The organism is Marinobacter sp. EVN1, from assembly GCF_000475375.1.
Taxonomy (GTDB): Bacteria; Pseudomonadota; Gammaproteobacteria; order Pseudomonadales; family Oleiphilaceae; genus Marinobacter; species Marinobacter nauticus.
In genome coordinates this window covers 44,612-60,740 of record NZ_AXCB01000012.1, presented here as the reverse complement: position 1 = coordinate 60,740, position 16,129 = coordinate 44,612, and the positions used below count along the sequence as shown (strand labels likewise).

15 protein-coding genes and 1 tRNA gene are annotated in these 16,129 nt (G+C 57.5%); 8 read left to right on the top strand and 8 right to left on the bottom strand.

Going from position 1 to position 16,129, the window contains the following annotated elements:
• Positions 1-97 precede the first annotated feature (97 nt).
• Genes Q674_RS25340 through Q674_RS25330 form a run of 3 tightly spaced genes read right to left on the bottom strand, consistent with a single transcriptional unit; the run spans position 98 to position 1,758 of the window.
• Positions 98-532, bottom strand: coding sequence for a PaaI family thioesterase (locus tag Q674_RS25340; RefSeq protein ID WP_011784563.1), 435 nt, complete (start codon positions 530-532; stop codon positions 98-100).
• Complete coding sequence (locus tag Q674_RS25335) at positions 529-999, bottom strand: PaaI family thioesterase (RefSeq protein ID WP_011784562.1); 471 nt, start codon at positions 997-999, stop codon at positions 529-531. The genes Q674_RS25340 and Q674_RS25335 overlap by 4 nt, the downstream gene beginning before the upstream one ends.
• A gap of 18 nt (positions 1,000-1,017) precedes the next feature.
• Complete coding sequence (locus Q674_RS25330; protein ID WP_014421798.1) at positions 1,018-1,758, bottom strand: DUF599 domain-containing protein; 741 nt, start codon at positions 1,756-1,758, stop codon at positions 1,018-1,020.
• A gap of 168 nt (positions 1,759-1,926) precedes the next feature.
• On the opposite strand from Q674_RS25330, the gene Q674_RS25325 reads away from it, so the two are divergent.
• The 4 genes from Q674_RS25325 to Q674_RS25310 all read left to right on the top strand — a co-directional run bounded on the left by Q674_RS25325 (position 1,927) and on the right by Q674_RS25310 (position 6,039).
• Complete coding sequence (locus Q674_RS25325; protein WP_023008160.1) at positions 1,927-3,201, top strand: M48 family metalloprotease; 1,275 nt, start codon at positions 1,927-1,929, stop codon at positions 3,199-3,201.
• Between the two features lie 160 nt (positions 3,202-3,361).
• Positions 3,362-3,907, top strand: coding sequence for a hypothetical protein (locus tag Q674_RS25320; protein ID WP_031209808.1), 546 nt, complete (start codon positions 3,362-3,364; stop codon positions 3,905-3,907).
• Positions 3,907-5,094 (top strand): iron-containing alcohol dehydrogenase, encoded by a 1,188-nt coding sequence (locus Q674_RS25315; RefSeq protein ID WP_014421801.1) that lies wholly within the window; start codon positions 3,907-3,909, stop codon positions 5,092-5,094. The genes Q674_RS25320 and Q674_RS25315 overlap by 1 nt, the downstream gene beginning before the upstream one ends.
• A gap of 174 nt (positions 5,095-5,268) precedes the next feature.
• Positions 5,269-6,039 (top strand): substrate-binding periplasmic protein, encoded by a 771-nt coding sequence (locus Q674_RS25310; RefSeq protein WP_011784557.1) that lies wholly within the window; start codon positions 5,269-5,271, stop codon positions 6,037-6,039.
• Positions 6,040-6,046: 7 nt separating this feature from the next.
• Here Q674_RS25310 and Q674_RS25305 read toward each other — a convergent pair whose 3' ends face one another.
• Together Q674_RS25305 and Q674_RS25300 are read right to left on the bottom strand one after the other, a co-directional pair.
• A complete protein-coding gene (locus tag Q674_RS25305) occupies positions 6,047-8,533 on the bottom strand; it encodes an ABC transporter permease (RefSeq protein WP_023008158.1) in 2,487 nt (828 codons plus the stop codon).
• The gene (locus Q674_RS25300) at positions 8,533-9,252 is read right to left on the bottom strand and encodes an ABC transporter ATP-binding protein (RefSeq protein WP_081698918.1); all 720 of its coding nucleotides are present in this window, start codon (positions 9,250-9,252) and stop codon (positions 8,533-8,535) included. The genes Q674_RS25305 and Q674_RS25300 overlap by 1 nt, the downstream gene beginning before the upstream one ends.
• A 61-nt stretch (positions 9,253-9,313) precedes the next feature.
• Here Q674_RS25300 and Q674_RS25295 point away from each other — a divergent pair, with 61 nt between their 5' ends.
• Entirely contained in the window at positions 9,314-9,955 is a 642-nt protein-coding gene (locus Q674_RS25295; protein WP_023008156.1) for an arylesterase, read from the top strand.
• A 4-nt stretch (positions 9,956-9,959) separates the two neighbouring features.
• Here the strand turns inward: Q674_RS25295 and Q674_RS25290 are convergent, their stop codons facing one another.
• Positions 9,960-10,925: a YheT family hydrolase gene (locus tag Q674_RS25290; protein WP_227501176.1), complete on the bottom strand. Its 966-nt coding sequence runs from the start codon at positions 10,923-10,925 to the stop codon at positions 9,960-9,962.
• Between the two features lie 73 nt (positions 10,926-10,998).
• Here Q674_RS25290 and Q674_RS25285 point away from each other — a divergent pair.
• Positions 10,999-11,074: transfer RNA gene (locus Q674_RS25285), tRNA-Asn, on the top strand.
• Positions 11,075-11,125: 51 nt separating this feature from the next.
• On the opposite strand, the gene Q674_RS25280 is transcribed toward Q674_RS25285, so the two are convergent.
• Complete coding sequence (locus Q674_RS25280) at positions 11,126-12,415, bottom strand: M18 family aminopeptidase (protein ID WP_023008154.1); 1,290 nt, start codon at positions 12,413-12,415, stop codon at positions 11,126-11,128.
• 114 nt (positions 12,416-12,529) lie between these two features.
• On the opposite strand from Q674_RS25280, the gene Q674_RS25275 reads away from it, so the two are divergent.
• Both Q674_RS25275 and Q674_RS25270 read left to right on the top strand, forming a co-directional pair.
• The gene (locus tag Q674_RS25275) at positions 12,530-13,012 is read left to right on the top strand and encodes a hypothetical protein (protein WP_014421807.1); all 483 of its coding nucleotides are present in this window, start codon (positions 12,530-12,532) and stop codon (positions 13,010-13,012) included.
• A gap of 107 nt (positions 13,013-13,119) precedes the next feature.
• Positions 13,120-13,722 (top strand): outer membrane beta-barrel protein, encoded by a 603-nt coding sequence (locus tag Q674_RS25270; RefSeq protein ID WP_022992549.1) that lies wholly within the window; start codon positions 13,120-13,122, stop codon positions 13,720-13,722.
• Here Q674_RS25270 and rlmKL read toward each other — a convergent pair.
• A complete protein-coding gene (rlmKL, locus tag Q674_RS25265) occupies positions 13,710-15,887 on the bottom strand; it encodes a bifunctional 23S rRNA (guanine(2069)-N(7))-methyltransferase RlmK/23S rRNA (guanine(2445)-N(2))-methyltransferase RlmL (RefSeq protein ID WP_023008153.1) in 2,178 nt (725 codons plus the stop codon). The two genes, Q674_RS25270 and rlmKL, sit on opposite strands and share 13 nt — an antisense overlap.
• Positions 15,888-16,129: the final 242 nt, after the last annotated feature.

Sequence of the window (16,129 nt, the reverse complement as noted above, 5' to 3'; positions counted from 1 at the left end):
GGTTTGGTCTCCTGCTGTGTCACAAATAAAGAAACAGTTTTATGAGCAAGAGAGTGGGGGTTGGCCGGAGTATTTCAACCCCGGCGAGCACCCAAAATCAGTCTTCGAGCAGGAAGTGAGCTCGGGCGGTGGCGATGGGCTGGGAGCGAGACTTCTGCCAGGCGGAGATCATCACGTTGGCCACGCGGTTACCCTGGCGGGTAAGCCGGCACTCGGCGTACGTTTCCCGGTTCAGGCCGGCCCGAAGATAGTCGAGGGAGAAATCGACAATTCGGGGCATGCGGAAGGTGTCCTGGGACATAATCAGATAAATAGCCGCAGACATTTCCATAAAACCACCAATTACACCGCCATGAATGGCAGGCAGGATCGGATTGCCCAGGTTCTCTTCCTTTGCGGGCAGGCGGAAGATCAGGTCATCACCAAATCGGTCGCACTGCAGGCCAATCCAGCTGGCGTACGGGATACTCTCCATCATGCGCGAGAAGTCGCCGGTTTCCTGGGTGTAGCGCAGAATTTCCGGGTCGGTCATTCCTCACCTCCGGTGATCAGGTCGCGATAGGATTTCGGCGTGGCTTCTTTGCCAATGCGCATGAAGGTGCCCACGCAATTGGCGATGGTTTCACCCCCCTCCTGATAGGCCTCGCAGCGCGTAAAGATGATGTTACGGGTGATCTTGTAGGTCTCTGCCCTCGCGTACACCGGCTTCCGGGGCTCCGCCGGGCGCATGTAATCCACTCTGAGATCCAGGGTCGGACACAGCTCAAATTCATCCAGACCACAGATCATTACCGAACCGGAGGCGGTGTCCATCAGGGTCGTGATAGCGCCACCATGGATAACTCCAGTGTCCGGGTTGCCAATAATCCTGTCGCTGTAAGGCAGCTCCATAACCAGATAGCCTTCACCCGCCTCCGTTGCGTTCAGACCCAGTTCCCTTGCCTGGTTGAGCGTACTGATAAACCGGTTAACCCGGTTTATTCGGGTTTCATCATTCATTCAGGACTGTCCTGCAGATCAGTTCTTGGATTTTACGTCCGCATCGGCACGGGCGGGTATGGCTTCTTCGAAGACCTTGCCGTCGCGCAGGGCGGATAATGCATCTGAGTGGAATTCCCGGCGGTAGAGTACGTACACCACCAGGGTTGAGGCAGCCATAAAGGCCACCGGATGAATGAACCAGGCCACCACAGCCAGGGCATAGTAGTAAGAACGCAAGCCAAGGTTAAACGCGTCGCCGGCCAGGTTACAGATGTTGCCGGCGCTGCGGGCAAAGGCCTCTCGCGCTGCCGGACTGGTCTTGCTGTCGTCTGGTAGCGGCGCACTGCCAATCATGACGGCCACGAAATTGTACATTCTCATGGACCAGGTGAACTTGAAAAACGCGTAAATAAAGACCACCAGCAACACCACCAATCGCAATTCCCAGATTTCACGACTGGGCACAGCGGAAAATGGCATGGTGGCAAAAATTTCCATAGCCTCGCTGGTGTAGCCGAGGGCGGTGATAATACCGGCGAGAATCAGCAGACAGCTGGACGCAAAAAACGCTCCGTTGCGTTCCAGGTTACCGACAACCGAGGCGTCTGAAATACGGTTTTCACGCTTGAGCATGACCCGCATCCAGTCTTCGCGGTATAAATCCAGGGTGTTCGACAGACACGAGCGAGAGTTGGCGCGATTGCGCGAATACCAGGTGTACCCTCCCCAGCAGACAAAAAACCAGATCAGTGCCAGAAATTCCAGATAGTAGCTCATTGGGTGGTTAAAAAAGCCTGGATTGGGGAGATAAATAGGGCGAAAACTTCCGTTATGATACGCCAAGGGGAGCGCGCCGACCACTGTCTGTCGGGCGGTGCCGACGTCGGAAAGCGGTCTGTGCTATAAACTTACCCCAACGTTAAGGAGACATAAGTGAGACCCGGAATGTTGACCAGATATATCGCGATAGCGGCAATCGCCCTCACACTGACAGGGCTGGCTGGGTGTTCTGTGAACCCGGTAACCGGAGAGAAGCAGCTGTCTCTGATTTCAGAGAACCAGGAGCTGGCACTAGGGGCGGAACAGTACACACCCACACAACAGACCCAGGGCGGCCGCTTCTACATCGACCCGGAACTTTCCATTTATGTGCGTGATGTGGGCCAGAAGCTGGCGCGCGTGAGTGACCGGCCAGACCTTCCTTATGAATTTGTCGTGCTCAATAACAGCGTGCCCAATGCCTGGGCCCTGCCCGGCGGCAAGATCGCCATCAACCGAGGCCTGCTGGTGGAGCTGGAGGATGAAGCCCAGCTGGCATCGGTGCTGGGCCACGAGATTGTTCATGCAGCAGCCCGCCACAGCGTGCAGCGGATGCAGCAGGGCATGTTGATCAGCGCCGGGGTGGCCGGACTGGGCTTCGCCCTTTCCGATAATGAATGGGCCGGGTTGATCATGGGTGGTGCAGCTCTGGGTGCACAGCTGGCGCTGGCCCAGTACAGCCAGGGAGACGAACTGGAATCCGATGCCTACGGTATCCGATACATGAAAGAAGCCGGCTATGATCCACAAGCCGCCGTAGAGCTCCAACAGCTGTTTCTGAAGCTATCGGAAGGCCGCCAGAGCGGATGGCTGGATGGCCTGTTCGCCACTCACCCTCCCTCTGCCAAGCGGGTTCAGGAAAACCAGGAGCTGGTTCAGAAGATCGGTGCCGGCGGTTATCGCGGCCGGGACGTTTACCAGCGCCGTATCGCCAAGCTCAAGGAACTTCAGCCAGCCTACGATGCTCACGATGAAGCCATGAAGCTGGCCTCAGAAGGCAAGTATGAAGCGGCTCTCGATCAGGTAAACAAGGCCATCAAGCTGGAACCACGAGAAGCTATGTTCTTTGCGCTGCGCGGCCGAATCTATCGGGGCATGGAACAACCGGAGAAGGCCAAAGCCGATTTCGACAAGGCCGTGTCACTCTATCCGGAGATGTTCCAGTATCAGCTGTACAGCGGTTTGAACGAACTGGAGCTGAACAACCTAGGCAAGGCAAAAAGCCATCTGGAGAAAGCCAATCAGGTGGTACCGACTTCCATTGCCTATCTCCGACTAGGTGATATCGCGCGGCAACAGGGCCAACGCAGGGAGGCAGTAGCCTATTACTCCACCGCCGCTGAGGCCGGTGGTGATGTGGGGGCTGAAGCTCAGCGCAAGCTGGCCGAACTCAACGAATAGCTCTTTGCAGTTTCAAAAAAAGCCGGGCGCCAATACGCCCGGTTTTTTTTATGGTTGTCGCATTTGCTGACCTGACACAAAAACCGCGTCAACGATTGCATTGACTTCTAGAGCAATAACTCTAAAAATCAGATTAACCAACAACAATCGGATGGCGACCATGATCGTAAAACGACTTCAGCCAATGATGTCCCACGCACGACGCAGCTATGTTGAGCTGATGTTCCAGGTGATGGGGCGCGCACTCCAGGCAATCAGCGAGGTGGATGAAGCCACCCGAAACGAAACCTGCGAACTGCCGGAGGGCTTCCTGTTCGAGATGCAGGTTATGCCCAACGGGCCAAAACTCATCGTTGAGCACACCGGCAACGGTAAATTGCTCTTCCACGGGGATGAAGCTCCACGCCCCGTTGACCTCTCGATCCAGTTCAAGCATATCGCCCATGCCTTCCTGGTACTGTCGTTTCAGGAGAAGACCTCCGTTGCCTTTGCCAACGACCGCATGCTGGTGGATGGGGATGTGAGTTACGCGGTGCGGATGACCCGGGTTCTCAACCGACTGGAATCATTCATCCTGCCCCGACTAATTGCCGAAAGGGCGGTCAAAGAATATCCGGCAAGCATCAAACTGCCTGAAAAACTCATCAGTGCCGCCCGCATTTATCTGAAAGTCGCCACCCAATTCGTCGAGACAGTGAGAGCATAATGACCAACAAATACTACGAGTTCTTCTGCCCGGTAAAAGTGATTGCCGGTAAAGCCGCGCTGGAACACATTCCCTATGAACTGACTGGCCTGGCAGCCAAACGGCCTATGATTGTCACGGATAAAGGGGTGCGCGCGGCCGGCTTGCTCGAGCCGGTGATTGCCGCCTGCGAAGAAAGCGGGCTGGAGATTGTATCCATTTACGATGATGTGCCACCGGATTCCTCCACGTCGGTGGTGAAAGACATTGCCAGCGTTTACCGCAAGGAAAAATGCGACTCGATCATTGCGGTGGGCGGCGGCTCCGCCATTGATACCGGCAAGGCGGTCAATATTCTGGTATCCGAAGGCGGCGATAATATCGCCAAATACAGTGGCGCCGGTGTTCTCAAGCACCCGCTCAAGCCTTTCTTTGTGGTGCCTACCACGGCGGGCACCGGTTCCGAGGTAACCTCGGTGGCGGTCATCACCGATGAGAAAAAAGGCGTAAAACTTCCGTTTACCTCATCATTCCTGCTGCCTAACGCCGCCATCATCGACCCGCGTATGACCCTGACCCTGCCGCCCCACATTACGGCGGCCACCGCTATGGACGCGCTCACCCATGCTACGGAAGCGTTCACCTGCATGGCCAAAAACCCCCTGAGCGACGCGTACGCCACGGCAGCAGTCAAGAAGGTGAGCCAATCCCTGCTTTCAGTCATGGATAATCCGAAAGACAGTGATGGCCGACTGGAACTGGCTCAGGCGTCAACCATGGCGGGCATTGCCTTTTCCAACTCCATGGTGGGCCTGGTCCACTCTCTGGGACATGCTACCGGAGCCATCTGCCACCTGCCCCACGGACTGTGCATGAGCCTGTACCTGCCCTATGTGCTTGAGTTCAACCTTGAGAGCATTCGGGAGCCTTTGGGCGAGTTGCTGCTGTACCTGGAAGGTCCGGACGTCTACTCCGCCACCCCTGCGAGCCGACGTGCCGAGGCCAGTATTTCAGCCATTCGAAAACTGCGGGATGCCCTCTACAAGCGCTGCGAACTGCCCCGGACGTTGAAAGAAACCGGCAAAGTACTGGAAAATCAGCTGGAAAGCATTGCCAAGCTGGCCCTGGACGACGGCTCGATCATGTTCAACCCCCGGGAAGTGAGCCACGAAGATGCCATGGCGGTGCTTCGTCGCGCCTGGGCCTGATACCTCGGAGGCATATCTCGCCCCGGCCCTCTCTGGCCGGGGTTAGCCTAAAGTCAGATTCACAATGATTGAAATAAAATAGTAAGAAGGTAATATTTAGCAGGCATTCTGGCAGGGAGTTGGCCGGGTATCGATCTAACCAGCGTATGGGCCTGTCCTATCCAGAGTTCCGCCATGAAGAAACTCCTTTTCAAGCTCTCCTTTACCGCGATCCTGTTGAGCCTGCTAACCACTTTCAGTGGCAATGCCGCTGCCGAAGTGGACAATCAGGAGCGGGTGTTCCGCTTCAACATCTCTCCTAACGGGTACCCACCTTATCTGATCGTTGATGGCAGCAAGCCCTCCGGTATTATGTGGGACGTGGTAAACCTGATTGTCCCCCGCCTGGGCTACGACGTGGAACCGGTAAAAATCCCCAGAAAACGGGTAGACCCTATGCTTGCCGACGGCTACATTGACGGCACGCCAAGGGCCATAGAGTGGACGGAAGAGCCGGAGAAGTTCCTGTTTACCGACCCGGTCGTTCACGTGGAGGAAGTATTCTTCTTCCCGAAGAGCTCTGAGCTTGAATACAAACACCCCGCAGACCTCTACGGCAAGACGATTGTCACGCCACTGGGATACTACTATCCCTTTCTCGAGCCCTATTTCAAAGATCATCGCATTAAGCGATTTGACGTCTCCAGAGATCGGGAGATTTTCACCTTTGTGCTGCATGGCGAGCAGTTTCACGCAGCGCTTGCGGATCGGTTGGTCGGGCAATGGATTCTCAGGAACGAAGGACTGACCGAGCACTTTCGCTCTTCTGTGGAAGGAATCAGCCAGTTCGGCTTCCGGATCATGCTGCGTAAAGACTGGAAAGCGTTTGCCGAGGCCTTCAACCAGGAGCTGGCAAATATCCAGGAGAATGGCGAACTCGACGCCATTCTCTCAAACTATCGCTAAAACCCGATCACTCGAGGCGACGAAGCAGTAGCATCGGCGATACGCTAAGCACTGGTCGTAATTGCCAGCGGCCAAACAACGCCAACAGAATGGCTGCAATCAGCGGTACTGGCAGCATCACCTGCCAGTGCCAGCGGAAAGTGCCCTCGAACATTCCGGCCTGAAGCGCATATACCGCCCCTTCCGCCGCAATCACACCGAGCGTGCCGGCAAAGAACCCCAACAGTGCGAATTCCAGCATGGTACTGCGTGCCAACAACGACTGCTGGCCGCCCAGGGTTCGCAGCAACGCCCCCTCCCTCTGACGATCCCGCAGGGTGGCACTGACAACCGCTGCCATCACCACCAGGGCGGCCGCGAGAATCAGCGCCAGGATTGCCTCAATGGCCTGAGTTACCTGCTGCACAATCTGCTGGATGCGATCAATGATATGGTCTATCTCCAGCACCGAGACCGTCGGGAACTGGCGCGAGAAGTCGTTAAGAGCCAGTTTATTGTCCGGGTTCAGATAGAACGCGGTAATCCAGGTGGCGGGCATGTCAGTCAGACCGCCATCGGGCGGGAAGGCCATGTAGAAATTGGGTTTCATGCTGTCCCACTGCACGGTACGAATACTCGTTACCGGCTCGGTCACCTTGCTGGAGCCGATGGTGAAGGTCAGCCGATCACCCAGCTGCAAACCGAGTTTCTCCGCCAGCTCAGCTTCTACCGAAACCCCCTCGGTTTCGCCCGGCCCGAACCACTGGCCATCCACAATCCGGTTGTCTTCCGGCAGCTCCGGCATCCAGGTCAGATTCAGCTCCCGGTTCAGCGCACCAACCCGCTCATCCTTGCTGACCGCTTCTTTCACCGGCTCGCCGTTCAGTTCGGTCAGGCGACCGCGAACCATCGGATAAAGCGTCTCCAGGGGCGCGCCGCGAGTGGCCCAGAATTCCTCAACATCATCCACCGCATCCGGGGCAATGTTGATCAGGAAATGGTTTGGCGCGTCGTCCGGCAGCTGGGCCTGCCAGTCGTCCAGCAGGGAGGAACGCACCAACACCAGCGTAGCAGCCAGCATAAGCGTCATGGCAAAAACCGCCATCTGCGCCATGCTGGCACGTCGGTGCCGATATAAGCCCACCAGGGCCAGGCGCCAGGAGTTGCCGCCACCCTTCACTCTGCGCAACAGGGCGACCATGCCCCACCCCAGCAGACCGAGCACACCCAGCAGCAGTACCAGCCCGCCCAAAAGTGCGGCCACCAGCATCAGCTCGCCGGCGTACATCCATACCAACCCAAACACGGCGACCACCGCCAGCAGGATATCCGGAATGGCTTCCCGGCCGGTTTCGCCGGGCTGGGAGCGTAATACCCGCATAGCGGGAACATTACGCAGGCGGCGAATGGGCGGATAGGCAAATGCGAATAGAGAAACCAGTGCCGTTAACAGGGCGGGCGTTAACGCGGAAGGATCCAGGTAGAAATCAACGGGCCGTTCCAGCAGGTCGCTCAGCAAACGCACCAACAGCCAGAACAATGGTAACGCCACTGCCAGACCACCCAACACGCCAACAACACCCCACAGAGTGAGGCGGCGCAGGTAGAGCTCACCAATGCCCCGGCTGGATAATCCAAGGGTTTTCAGCAATGCCACCGTGTCCCTCTGAGACAGAGCGTATTGCCGGCTGGCCACCGCCACGGCTACCGCCGCCAGCAACACCGCAAGACTGCCACCCAGCAGCAGGAAGCGTTCGGCCCGCTCCAGGGAGCGCGAGAAGGTTTCACCGTCTCTGACCCCTTCCCACTCGTGACTGGGCTCCAGCTGTGGTTCCAGCCACTGGTAATAGTCTTCAAGCACACCTTCGGCGCCGGCAAACAGGTAGACATATTCCACGCGGCTACCTTCCTGGACCACACCGGTGCCGGCAACATCGTCCACATGCATCATCACCCGTGGCGCCAGTGATGACAGCCGGAAGCCGCCGTCCGGCTCGCGGATTAATAAGCGGGTGATTTCCAGTTTAAGATTGCCGACTTCCAGAGTATCGCCGATGTCCAGTTCGAGCAGACGCAGCAACCGTGGATTCACCCACACCTGGCCGGGGCCGGGGCCCTGACTGACAATCTGTCTCGGCTCTGCAGCACCGGACTGGATCTCGATTTCGCCGCGCAACGGATATTCGTCGCTCACGGCTTTGACCGAGACCAGCTGAAACCCGCTTTCGCCGAAGACCATGGTGGAGAACTCCACCATGCGCCCGGTTTCGAGGCCTCGGGACTGGGCATTCTCCAACCATTCCGGTGGGATCGGACGGCCGTTCTCGGCTTCCAGTTGCCGGTCTGCCGCCAGAAAGGAGCTGGCAGACGATACCAGGGTACGCTGCAACTGGCTGGCGAACAGCGCAATTGTGGCTACGGTGGCAACAGCAATAATCAGCGCAACCAGCACCACACGAACATCGCGCTCTCGCCAGTCTCGGCTCACGGACATGAGTTTGTTGGAGGCTCTCATCAGTGTGCCGACTCCCCGGCCAGATCCGGCTCAGTCAGCACTCCCGCCTCGATGTGCAGCTGCCGGCCGCAACGTTCTGCAAGGTGTTCATCATGGGTAACCATTACCAGTGTGGTGCCCTGCTCCCGGTTCAGGTCCATCAGAAGGTCAGATACCGCCTGTCCGGTTCGGTTGTCCAGATTGCCCGTCGGCTCATCCGCAAACAGAATGGCGGGGTCGGAAGCAAAGGCCCGCGCAATCGCGACGCGCTGCTGCTCGCCACCGGACAACTGACGAGGGGTATGGTTCAGCCGTTCCCCCAAACCTACCCGATCAAGCAATTCTCTGGCCCGCTGCTCCGGTGCCTCCGTGCCGCCCAGTTCCAGCGGCAGCATGACATTTTCAAGCGCGGTTAATGCCGGCAGCAACTGGAACGACTGGAACACAAATCCGACCCGACGGGCCCGCAGTTTGGCACGCTCATCTTCACTCAGCTTGCTGATGACCGCACCATCCAGTTCAACGGTGCCTTCCGTGGGTGTATCCAGGCCCGCAAGCAAGCCAAGCAAAGTCGTTTTGCCGGAACCGGAGCGACCAACGATGGCTACGGACTCTCCCCGATTGATTTCCAGACTGACCCCCTGCAAGATCGTGAGCGTATCGGTTTCCAGGCTGACCCGATGGGTCAGATCAGTCACCCGCAACATAAGGTTGCTATCGGTATTACTGAGATCCGTCATCTGGTTCACGGTAACTCCATTGTCTGTATCGTTGAATCTGTAAAGGGTATATGAATTTACTATGCATACGATATCGCTGTACGTCAGATCAATCGTACTCTCGGCTCTGCTCTTGCTCACCTTGCCTGCGCTGGCCAGCCAGAACACAGTGCTGGTGGTGGGTGACAGCCTGAGCGCCGCCCACGGCGTACCCTCGGAAACCGCGTGGGTGGAGCTGCTGAGGGACCGCATCGACAGCCAGGAACTGAACTGGACCGTGGTGAATGCCAGTATTGGCGGCGAAACCACCGACGGTGGCCTGCGGCGCCTGCCAGGCCTGCTGGAAACCCACGATCCCACGATTGTAATCATTGAGCTCGGCGGCAATGACGGCCTGCGGGGGTTCCCACCCAATGTGATTGAATCCAATCTGGCCAATATGATCGAGCAGGTACGCGGCATCGGCGCCACACCTTTGCTGGTGGGTATGCAGATCCCGCCAAACTACGGCCAGCGCTACACCACCATGTTCGCCGATATCTTTCCGACTCTTTCAGACCGATACAATACGCCCCTGGTTCCTTTCTTTCTGGACGGCATTTACGATCAGGACGGCTTGATGCAAGGTGACGGCATTCATCCGACGGAAGAGGCACAACCCCGGCTGCTGGATAACATCTGGCCAAAGCTGGAACCGCTGCTGAACAAACAGGCCAGCAGCTGACTACTCAGATTACCTGCCGGACAAACCCTAAAGCTCGGCGTTCAGACCAGTAGTAACCGTCCCGGGCATGTTGGACAAACCCCACATGCCCACCCCACTTCGGGATTTCCATCTGGACGTGATGTCCCAATACCCGGCGACTGTCCGGAAAACAGCGGGCCGAAAGGAACGGGTCATCTGCTGCATTCACTACCAGAGCTGGCACCCGGATATCACTCAACCGGAACAGAGCAGAACACCGGGCCCAATAGTCGGCCGCGTCCTGGAATCCATGCAGTGGTGCCGTGTAGCGATTATCGAATTCGTGAAAACTCCGGATTTCCTCGAAACCCGTGACATCGATCAGATCGGGGAATTTTTCCGCTTTTTCCCGCATCTTGACGTGCAGATCCGTCAAAAACCGTTGCATGTAAATACGCCGGCTGGGTCGCGCCAGCACGTCCGCGCTGCCCGCCAGGTCCAGAGGCACCGAGTAGGCCACCGCACCACTGATACGGCTGTCCACACGCTCCCCCTGCTCGCCCAGGTACAGCAGCGTGAGATTCCCTCCCATACTGAAACCTGACAGGAAGAGGTTCTGATACCGCCGCCCCAGCGCGTGACTGACGACGGCATGCAGATCCGAAGTGGCGCCACTGTGATAGAAGCGCGGCTGTTGGTTCATCACCCCGCCGCAGGACCGAAAGTTCCATGCCAGCACATCCCAGCCGTCGGCCATCAATGCTCTGGCCAGACCCAGCACGTAGGGCCTACGGCTGTGGCCTTCCAGCCCGTGGGATATCACCGCCAGCCGGTCACTGCCCTGGCGATACCAGTCCAGATGCAGTTCGTCGTCATCGTCGGTGGCCAGTATGTCGGTTTCCGGTTCCGGCAGGGTCACTTTCCGGAACAGAGTCGGCCATACCGACTGGACGTGGCCATTACGCAACCACACCGGCGGACGATAGGGTTCAAGCTTAGCTTTGTGCAAATTTTGACCTTTCATTTCAGGGGGTTGACGAACCTGATTAAAGTACTTAATATGCGCGCCACATTGATGCTGTTCCCCGATAGCTCAGTTGGTAGAGCAACGGACTGTTAATCCGTTTGTCGCTGGTTCGAGCCCAGCTCGGGGAGCCACTTATTCCGAAAGGCCGCTGATCAGATATCAGCGGCCTTTTCTTTTGGGCCTCAGAAAACCTCGGCCCGCTGCATGAACTCCCGCAACACCTGGAACAGCGTATAACCATCCCGTGTACCGATCATTTCACGAATCGAGTGCATGGCAAACTGGGGTACGCCGATATCCAGCGTGGTCACGCCAAGATTTCCCGCGGTCAACGGCCCGATCGTGCTGCCACACCCCATGTCACTACGCACCACAAATGTCTGGTGCGGCAACCCCAGTTCCTCGCTGATGTGGCGATACAGGGCGGCGGAACGACTGTTGGTGGCGTAACGCTGATTGTGGTTTACCTTGATGACCGGCCCCTGATTCAACAATGGCCCATGATTCTCATCATGTCGGTCTGCGTAGTTTGGATGAATACCGTGGGCGTTATCCGCAGAAATCATCATGGAACGAGCAATGGCACGGCTTTTCCCGGCGCCACACCAGCGGTCCAGCACCGCCGTGAGAAACGGCCCCTGGGCACCTTCGGCGGACATACTGCCCACTTCCTCATGGTCATTGCAGACCAGTAGTGCCGGCTCGTCACCAGAGGTTTCCAGCAGGGCCTGCAGGCCGATATAACAACTGAGCAGATTATCGAGCCGTGCGGAGGCCAGGAACTCTTCACGCAGCCCCACCAGAGCTGCACCCTGTGCATCGTAAAAACTCAGTTCATAGCCCAGAATCTTGCTGGTCTGCAGCCCGGATTCTTTGGCAATCTGCTGTTTCAGCAACTCGGCAAAGGTGGTGGTATCGGTTTCCGGCACCTGCATAACCACCGGCGGAAGATCAGTCTGGGCATTAACGGTGCGACTGCTGTTCGCCTCCCGGTCCAGATGGATGGCCAGGCTCGGAATGATCGCCACTGGCTTGCGGAAATTCACCAGGGTGTCCCGTACTTTGCCGTTGTCGTCCAATACCGTCACACGGCCGGCCAAAGAAAGATCCCGGTCAAACCAGGGGTTCAGCAATACGCCCCCATACACTTCCACACCCAACTGGAAAAAGCCCTTGCGGCGAATCTCAGGGTTCGGTTTGACCTTCAGGCAGGGGCTGTCGGTATGGGCTCCCACCATCCGGATGCCGGAACTGACCACATCCTTGGTGCCGGTACGAAAGGCAACAATAGACGAGCCATTACGGGTTACGTAGTAGCCCTGCCCTGGCTGCAACGACCATTCTTCGCGCTCGTCCAGCGGTTGAAATCCCGCTGCTTCAAGACGCGTTTTCATGGTATTTACCGCATGCCACGGAGTCGGCGAGGCATTCAAAAACTCAATCAAGTCTTTATTGAATTCAGTGTGTTCCATGATCTTCCTGATTGCATGATAATGGCGGCTACAGTATGGCATGAAGCCGCGCCGGCTCCTACCGGGTACGCTGCGCACCGCCATAAGCACTCACCGAAGATTCCGGAGTTCACTGTGTCACTACCCCGCTTTCTGGATATCGAATACTGCCAGACCGACGACGCCCTGTTTCCCACGGCCATCGCCTGGTCCCTTGCAGACGGCCAGATGAAAACCGTGGTAATTGCACCGGAGGATGCCTGGTTGCCCGAAGATGGCGACCTGGGCGATGTAGACCTGCTGTATCTGGAAGAACAGGGGGTACCCCTGCTGGAACTGGCCAGGGAGCTACACGAGGATCTGCCGGACCAGACCGTATACGTGGATGGACTGGATCCGGACGAAATCCTGATAGACCTGATCTTCAGTGCCGTTCGCCAGGAGGCCCCGTTTGAAATCGCCCCCATTTCCGAGCTGATTACCGGCCTGGACAGCGAAGCACTGGAAGACCGCCGCCGGCAGTTGCTCTTTGATGAAGGGCTTGAACCGCAGCTGCCGGAAAACGGCGTATATTCCCTGCTGTTGCTGGCCCGTGAGGAAGGCTACCTGGAGGATTGAGGTCCGGCCCCTGATCACGGGGAACTGTGACATGAGTCCGCGTAACATTGCGTTACACAAGGCAGAATCGGGCGTCAGTACCGTTACTGACAGGAAGCCAGATAATAATGAACAAGGTCACACCCCGTTTCCTCACATCCAGCCTGATAGCGCTTGGCCTGTTTTCTTGCGCCGCCTTTGGCCAGGAGACCCCTCGCTCCGATAAACACTATGTCGGACTGTTGGCGACAGCCATTGAACACCGCTCCATCGGGCAGTCCGACGAGGATGGCTGGGGCCAGGCAGCGACACTGGTGATTGGCGGCCACCTGAGCGACCTGATTCATGCAGAGGTGAGGCTGGGGGGCGGCTTGGCAGACGCCGAGATTTCCCGTGGCGACCTGAGCCTGGCCGTCGACTACTTCGGCAGCTGGTACATGGGCCTGCACTACCCCATCGGTGAGCTTGGCAATGTCTATGCCCAGGCTGGCTTTACCCATGTCAGCGGGGAGGCAACCCTCGACAACCGGGATGCCGACGCCAATGCCCAGTTTCGGGATATCGAGGGCGATTACCCGAGCAGCAGCTTCAGCTTCAGCTGGCTGGCCGGCCTGGACCTGGAACTGATGGATAACACCTACCTGGTTTTCGAGGGCGGCAAGCTGTTTGAAGACACGGACACCAGCGCCAATGCCTTCCAGTTCTCCTCAGGTATCCGTTACGAGTTCTGATGCCGGATATGCCAGCACCGATGGATTTTCGGGTTGCGCTGAAAATCCTTGTCCAGAGTGCTGGCACTCACCTCTTTCACTTCAAACTCTGACTCCAGCGCCTCATCCAGCCTGAACTTACGGAAGTTATTGGAGAAAATCAGCAGGCCATCACTGGACAGTCGTGCCATGCACTGCCGCACCAGATCGGCATGATCGCGCTGAATGTCGAGAACGCCAGCCATCCGGGCTGAGTTTGAGAAGGTGGGCGGGTCCATGAAAATCAGATCAAAGGTCTGATTCGCGGTTTTTCGGTCTGCCAGCCAGGCCAGACAATCTGCCTGTTCGACGACATGCTTGCGCGGATCTGCCGAGTTGAGAGCCAGGTTATCCTGAGCCCAGCTGACGTAGGTTTTGGACATGTCCAGGCTCAGGGTGCGGCTGGCTCCGCCAACCGCTGCGTGCACGCTCGCTGCGCCGGTATAACAGAACAGGTTCAGAAAGCGCTTGCCCCTGGCATGTTGCTGGATCCAGTAACGTACCGGGCGATGATCCAGGAACAGGCCGGTATCCAGATAGTCTTTCAGGTTCACCTTCAGGGCGCAGCCGTGCTCGTGCACGTTAAAGTACTCGCCGGTCGCCGCCTGTTTTTCATATTGCCGGGTCCCGGTCTGGCGCTGACGTTGCTTGCACACCAGATCCTCCGGCGCGACCTCAAGCACTTCCGGGATCACCGCCATGGCTTCGGCAAGGCGCTCTCTGGCTGCCTTTTCGTCAACTGATTTCGGGGCCAGGTATTCCTGAACATGTACCCGCCCCTCGTAGATATCGATCGCCAGGGCATATTCCGGCATATCGGCATCGTACAGGCGGTAACAACCAATGTTCTGCTTCCTGGCCCACTGGCCAATCGTTTTCAGATTCTTCTTGAGACGGTTACGCAGCATGTCTGCCCGTTCGGCGTTGGCGATGCGAGGCATAATCTGCCCCGGCGCGGCCGGATCACGGGGCGTGCGGGCATTCTCCGGCTGTACTTCGAACAGCAACAGCTGCGCCGGCAGCTTGCCATTGAACAACTTGTACTGCTTGAAGCTTCGCAAACCGAGGGATTTTCCGAACTCCGGCGCACCGGTGAACACCCCCAGGCGCCATCCGGTGAGCTCCCGGGCCACAACCTCTCCAAGGCTCTGGTACAGGGCCGCCAGCTCCTTGCGCTCACTCAACCGCTCACCGTAGGGCGGGTTGGTCAGCACCAGCCCAGTATCGCTCCAGTCATTCTTGCGAGTGAATTCGGAGATCGGCCTGGCTTCTACACGAACGATACCTTCCAGGCCAGCTCGCAGGATGTTCTTCTCCGCAGTCTCAATCACGCGACAATCCTGATCAAAACCATAAAAAGTGGGAATGCGCTCCTGCTTGCCCTCATGGGCCCGACGCTCCGCTTCCTGGCGCAGCGACAGCCAGAGCTCGGGCTGGTGTCCTGGCCACTTTTCGAACCCGAACCGCTCCTGCTTCCGCCCCGGCGCAATGTCCAGCGCCATCAACGCAGCTTCAACCACCAGCGTACCGGAACCGCACATCGGGTCCACAAAGTCACCACCGTTAGCGGCAATCTCTGGCCACCCTGCCCGCAGCAGCAAAGCCGCTGCAAGGTTTTCTTTCAAGGGCGCGATACCCTTTTCAGTTCGGTAGCCCCGCATATGAAGGCTGTGGCCACTCAGATCAATCCCCAACGACAAGCGGCCCCGGTTCAACCGCGCCGATACCGTGACATCCGGGTCTTTCGGCGCAACCGAGGGCCTGGGTGCACCGGCACCCCGAATGCTGTCAACAATGCCATCTTTCACTTTCTGGGCGCCAAACTGAGTGTTCCGGATGGCTTCGTTCTGGCCAAGAAACGTTACCCGGAAGCTCCCCCCCGCGGGTATATGGGCCTGCCAGTCAAGATCCACGACACCGGCATAAAGTTCGTCGGCGCTCCGGGCATCCACATCCGCCACATTCAGAATCACCCTGTTCGCCAGACGGGACCACAGGCAGGCCCGATAGCCACTCTCCAGCTCGCCCTCAACCCAGACACCAGCGGGTGCATTCCGCACAAGGTTCAGGCCGAATTCTTTCAATTCATCGGCCAGGAGGTACTCGACGCCTTTGGGGCAGGTTACGAAAAAGACATGCTTGGACAAGATCAACTCCTGGTTTTCTGAATAGGGCCGGTAAGTTTCCGGAATGGCAGTAAAAGCCTTTTAGCGACTGTCATCGTTATTTCACAAAAATATAAAAGAAGCGCCATATAGATGAAATAAATAGTGTACACCGGCGCGAGGTTCGTCTTACCTTGTAGTTGACGCGTCGTTCCGGAGGCCGAATAAAAGTCTCCGTTAACAGGATCCTGACTGCTCTGACCGGAGCTGGCAATAGTGGGTTG

Bases quoted from the DNA above. Each gene is read 5' to 3' on its own strand.
- Q674_RS25330 (WP_014421798.1), bottom strand. From the start codon at position 1,758: ATGAGCTACTATCTGGAATTTCTGGCACTGATCTGGTTTTTTGTCTGC.
- Q674_RS25295 (WP_023008156.1), top strand. From the start codon at position 9,314: ATGCATACGATATCGCTGTACGTCAGATCAATCGTACTCTCGGCTCTG.
- Q674_RS25280 (WP_023008154.1), bottom strand. From the start codon at position 12,415: ATGGAACACACTGAATTCAATAAAGACTTGATTGAGTTTTTGAATGCC.
- Q674_RS25325 (WP_023008160.1), top strand. From the start codon at position 1,927: ATGTTGACCAGATATATCGCGATAGCGGCAATCGCCCTCACACTGACA.
- Q674_RS25310 (WP_011784557.1), top strand. From the start codon at position 5,269: ATGAAGAAACTCCTTTTCAAGCTCTCCTTTACCGCGATCCTGTTGAGC.
- Q674_RS25315 (WP_014421801.1), top strand. From the start codon at position 3,907: ATGACCAACAAATACTACGAGTTCTTCTGCCCGGTAAAAGTGATTGCC.
- Q674_RS25340 (WP_011784563.1), bottom strand. From the start codon at position 532: ATGACCGACCCGGAAATTCTGCGCTACACCCAGGAAACCGGCGACTTC.
- Q674_RS25270 (WP_022992549.1), top strand. From the start codon at position 13,120: ATGAACAAGGTCACACCCCGTTTCCTCACATCCAGCCTGATAGCGCTT.
- Q674_RS25300 (WP_081698918.1), bottom strand. From the start codon at position 9,252: ATGACGGATCTCAGTAATACCGATAGCAACCTTATGTTGCGGGTGACT.
- Q674_RS25335 (WP_011784562.1), bottom strand. From the start codon at position 999: ATGAATGATGAAACCCGAATAAACCGGGTTAACCGGTTTATCAGTACG.
- Q674_RS25320 (WP_031209808.1), top strand. From the start codon at position 3,362: ATGATCGTAAAACGACTTCAGCCAATGATGTCCCACGCACGACGCAGC.
- Q674_RS25305 (WP_023008158.1), bottom strand. From the start codon at position 8,533: ATGAGAGCCTCCAACAAACTCATGTCCGTGAGCCGAGACTGGCGAGAG.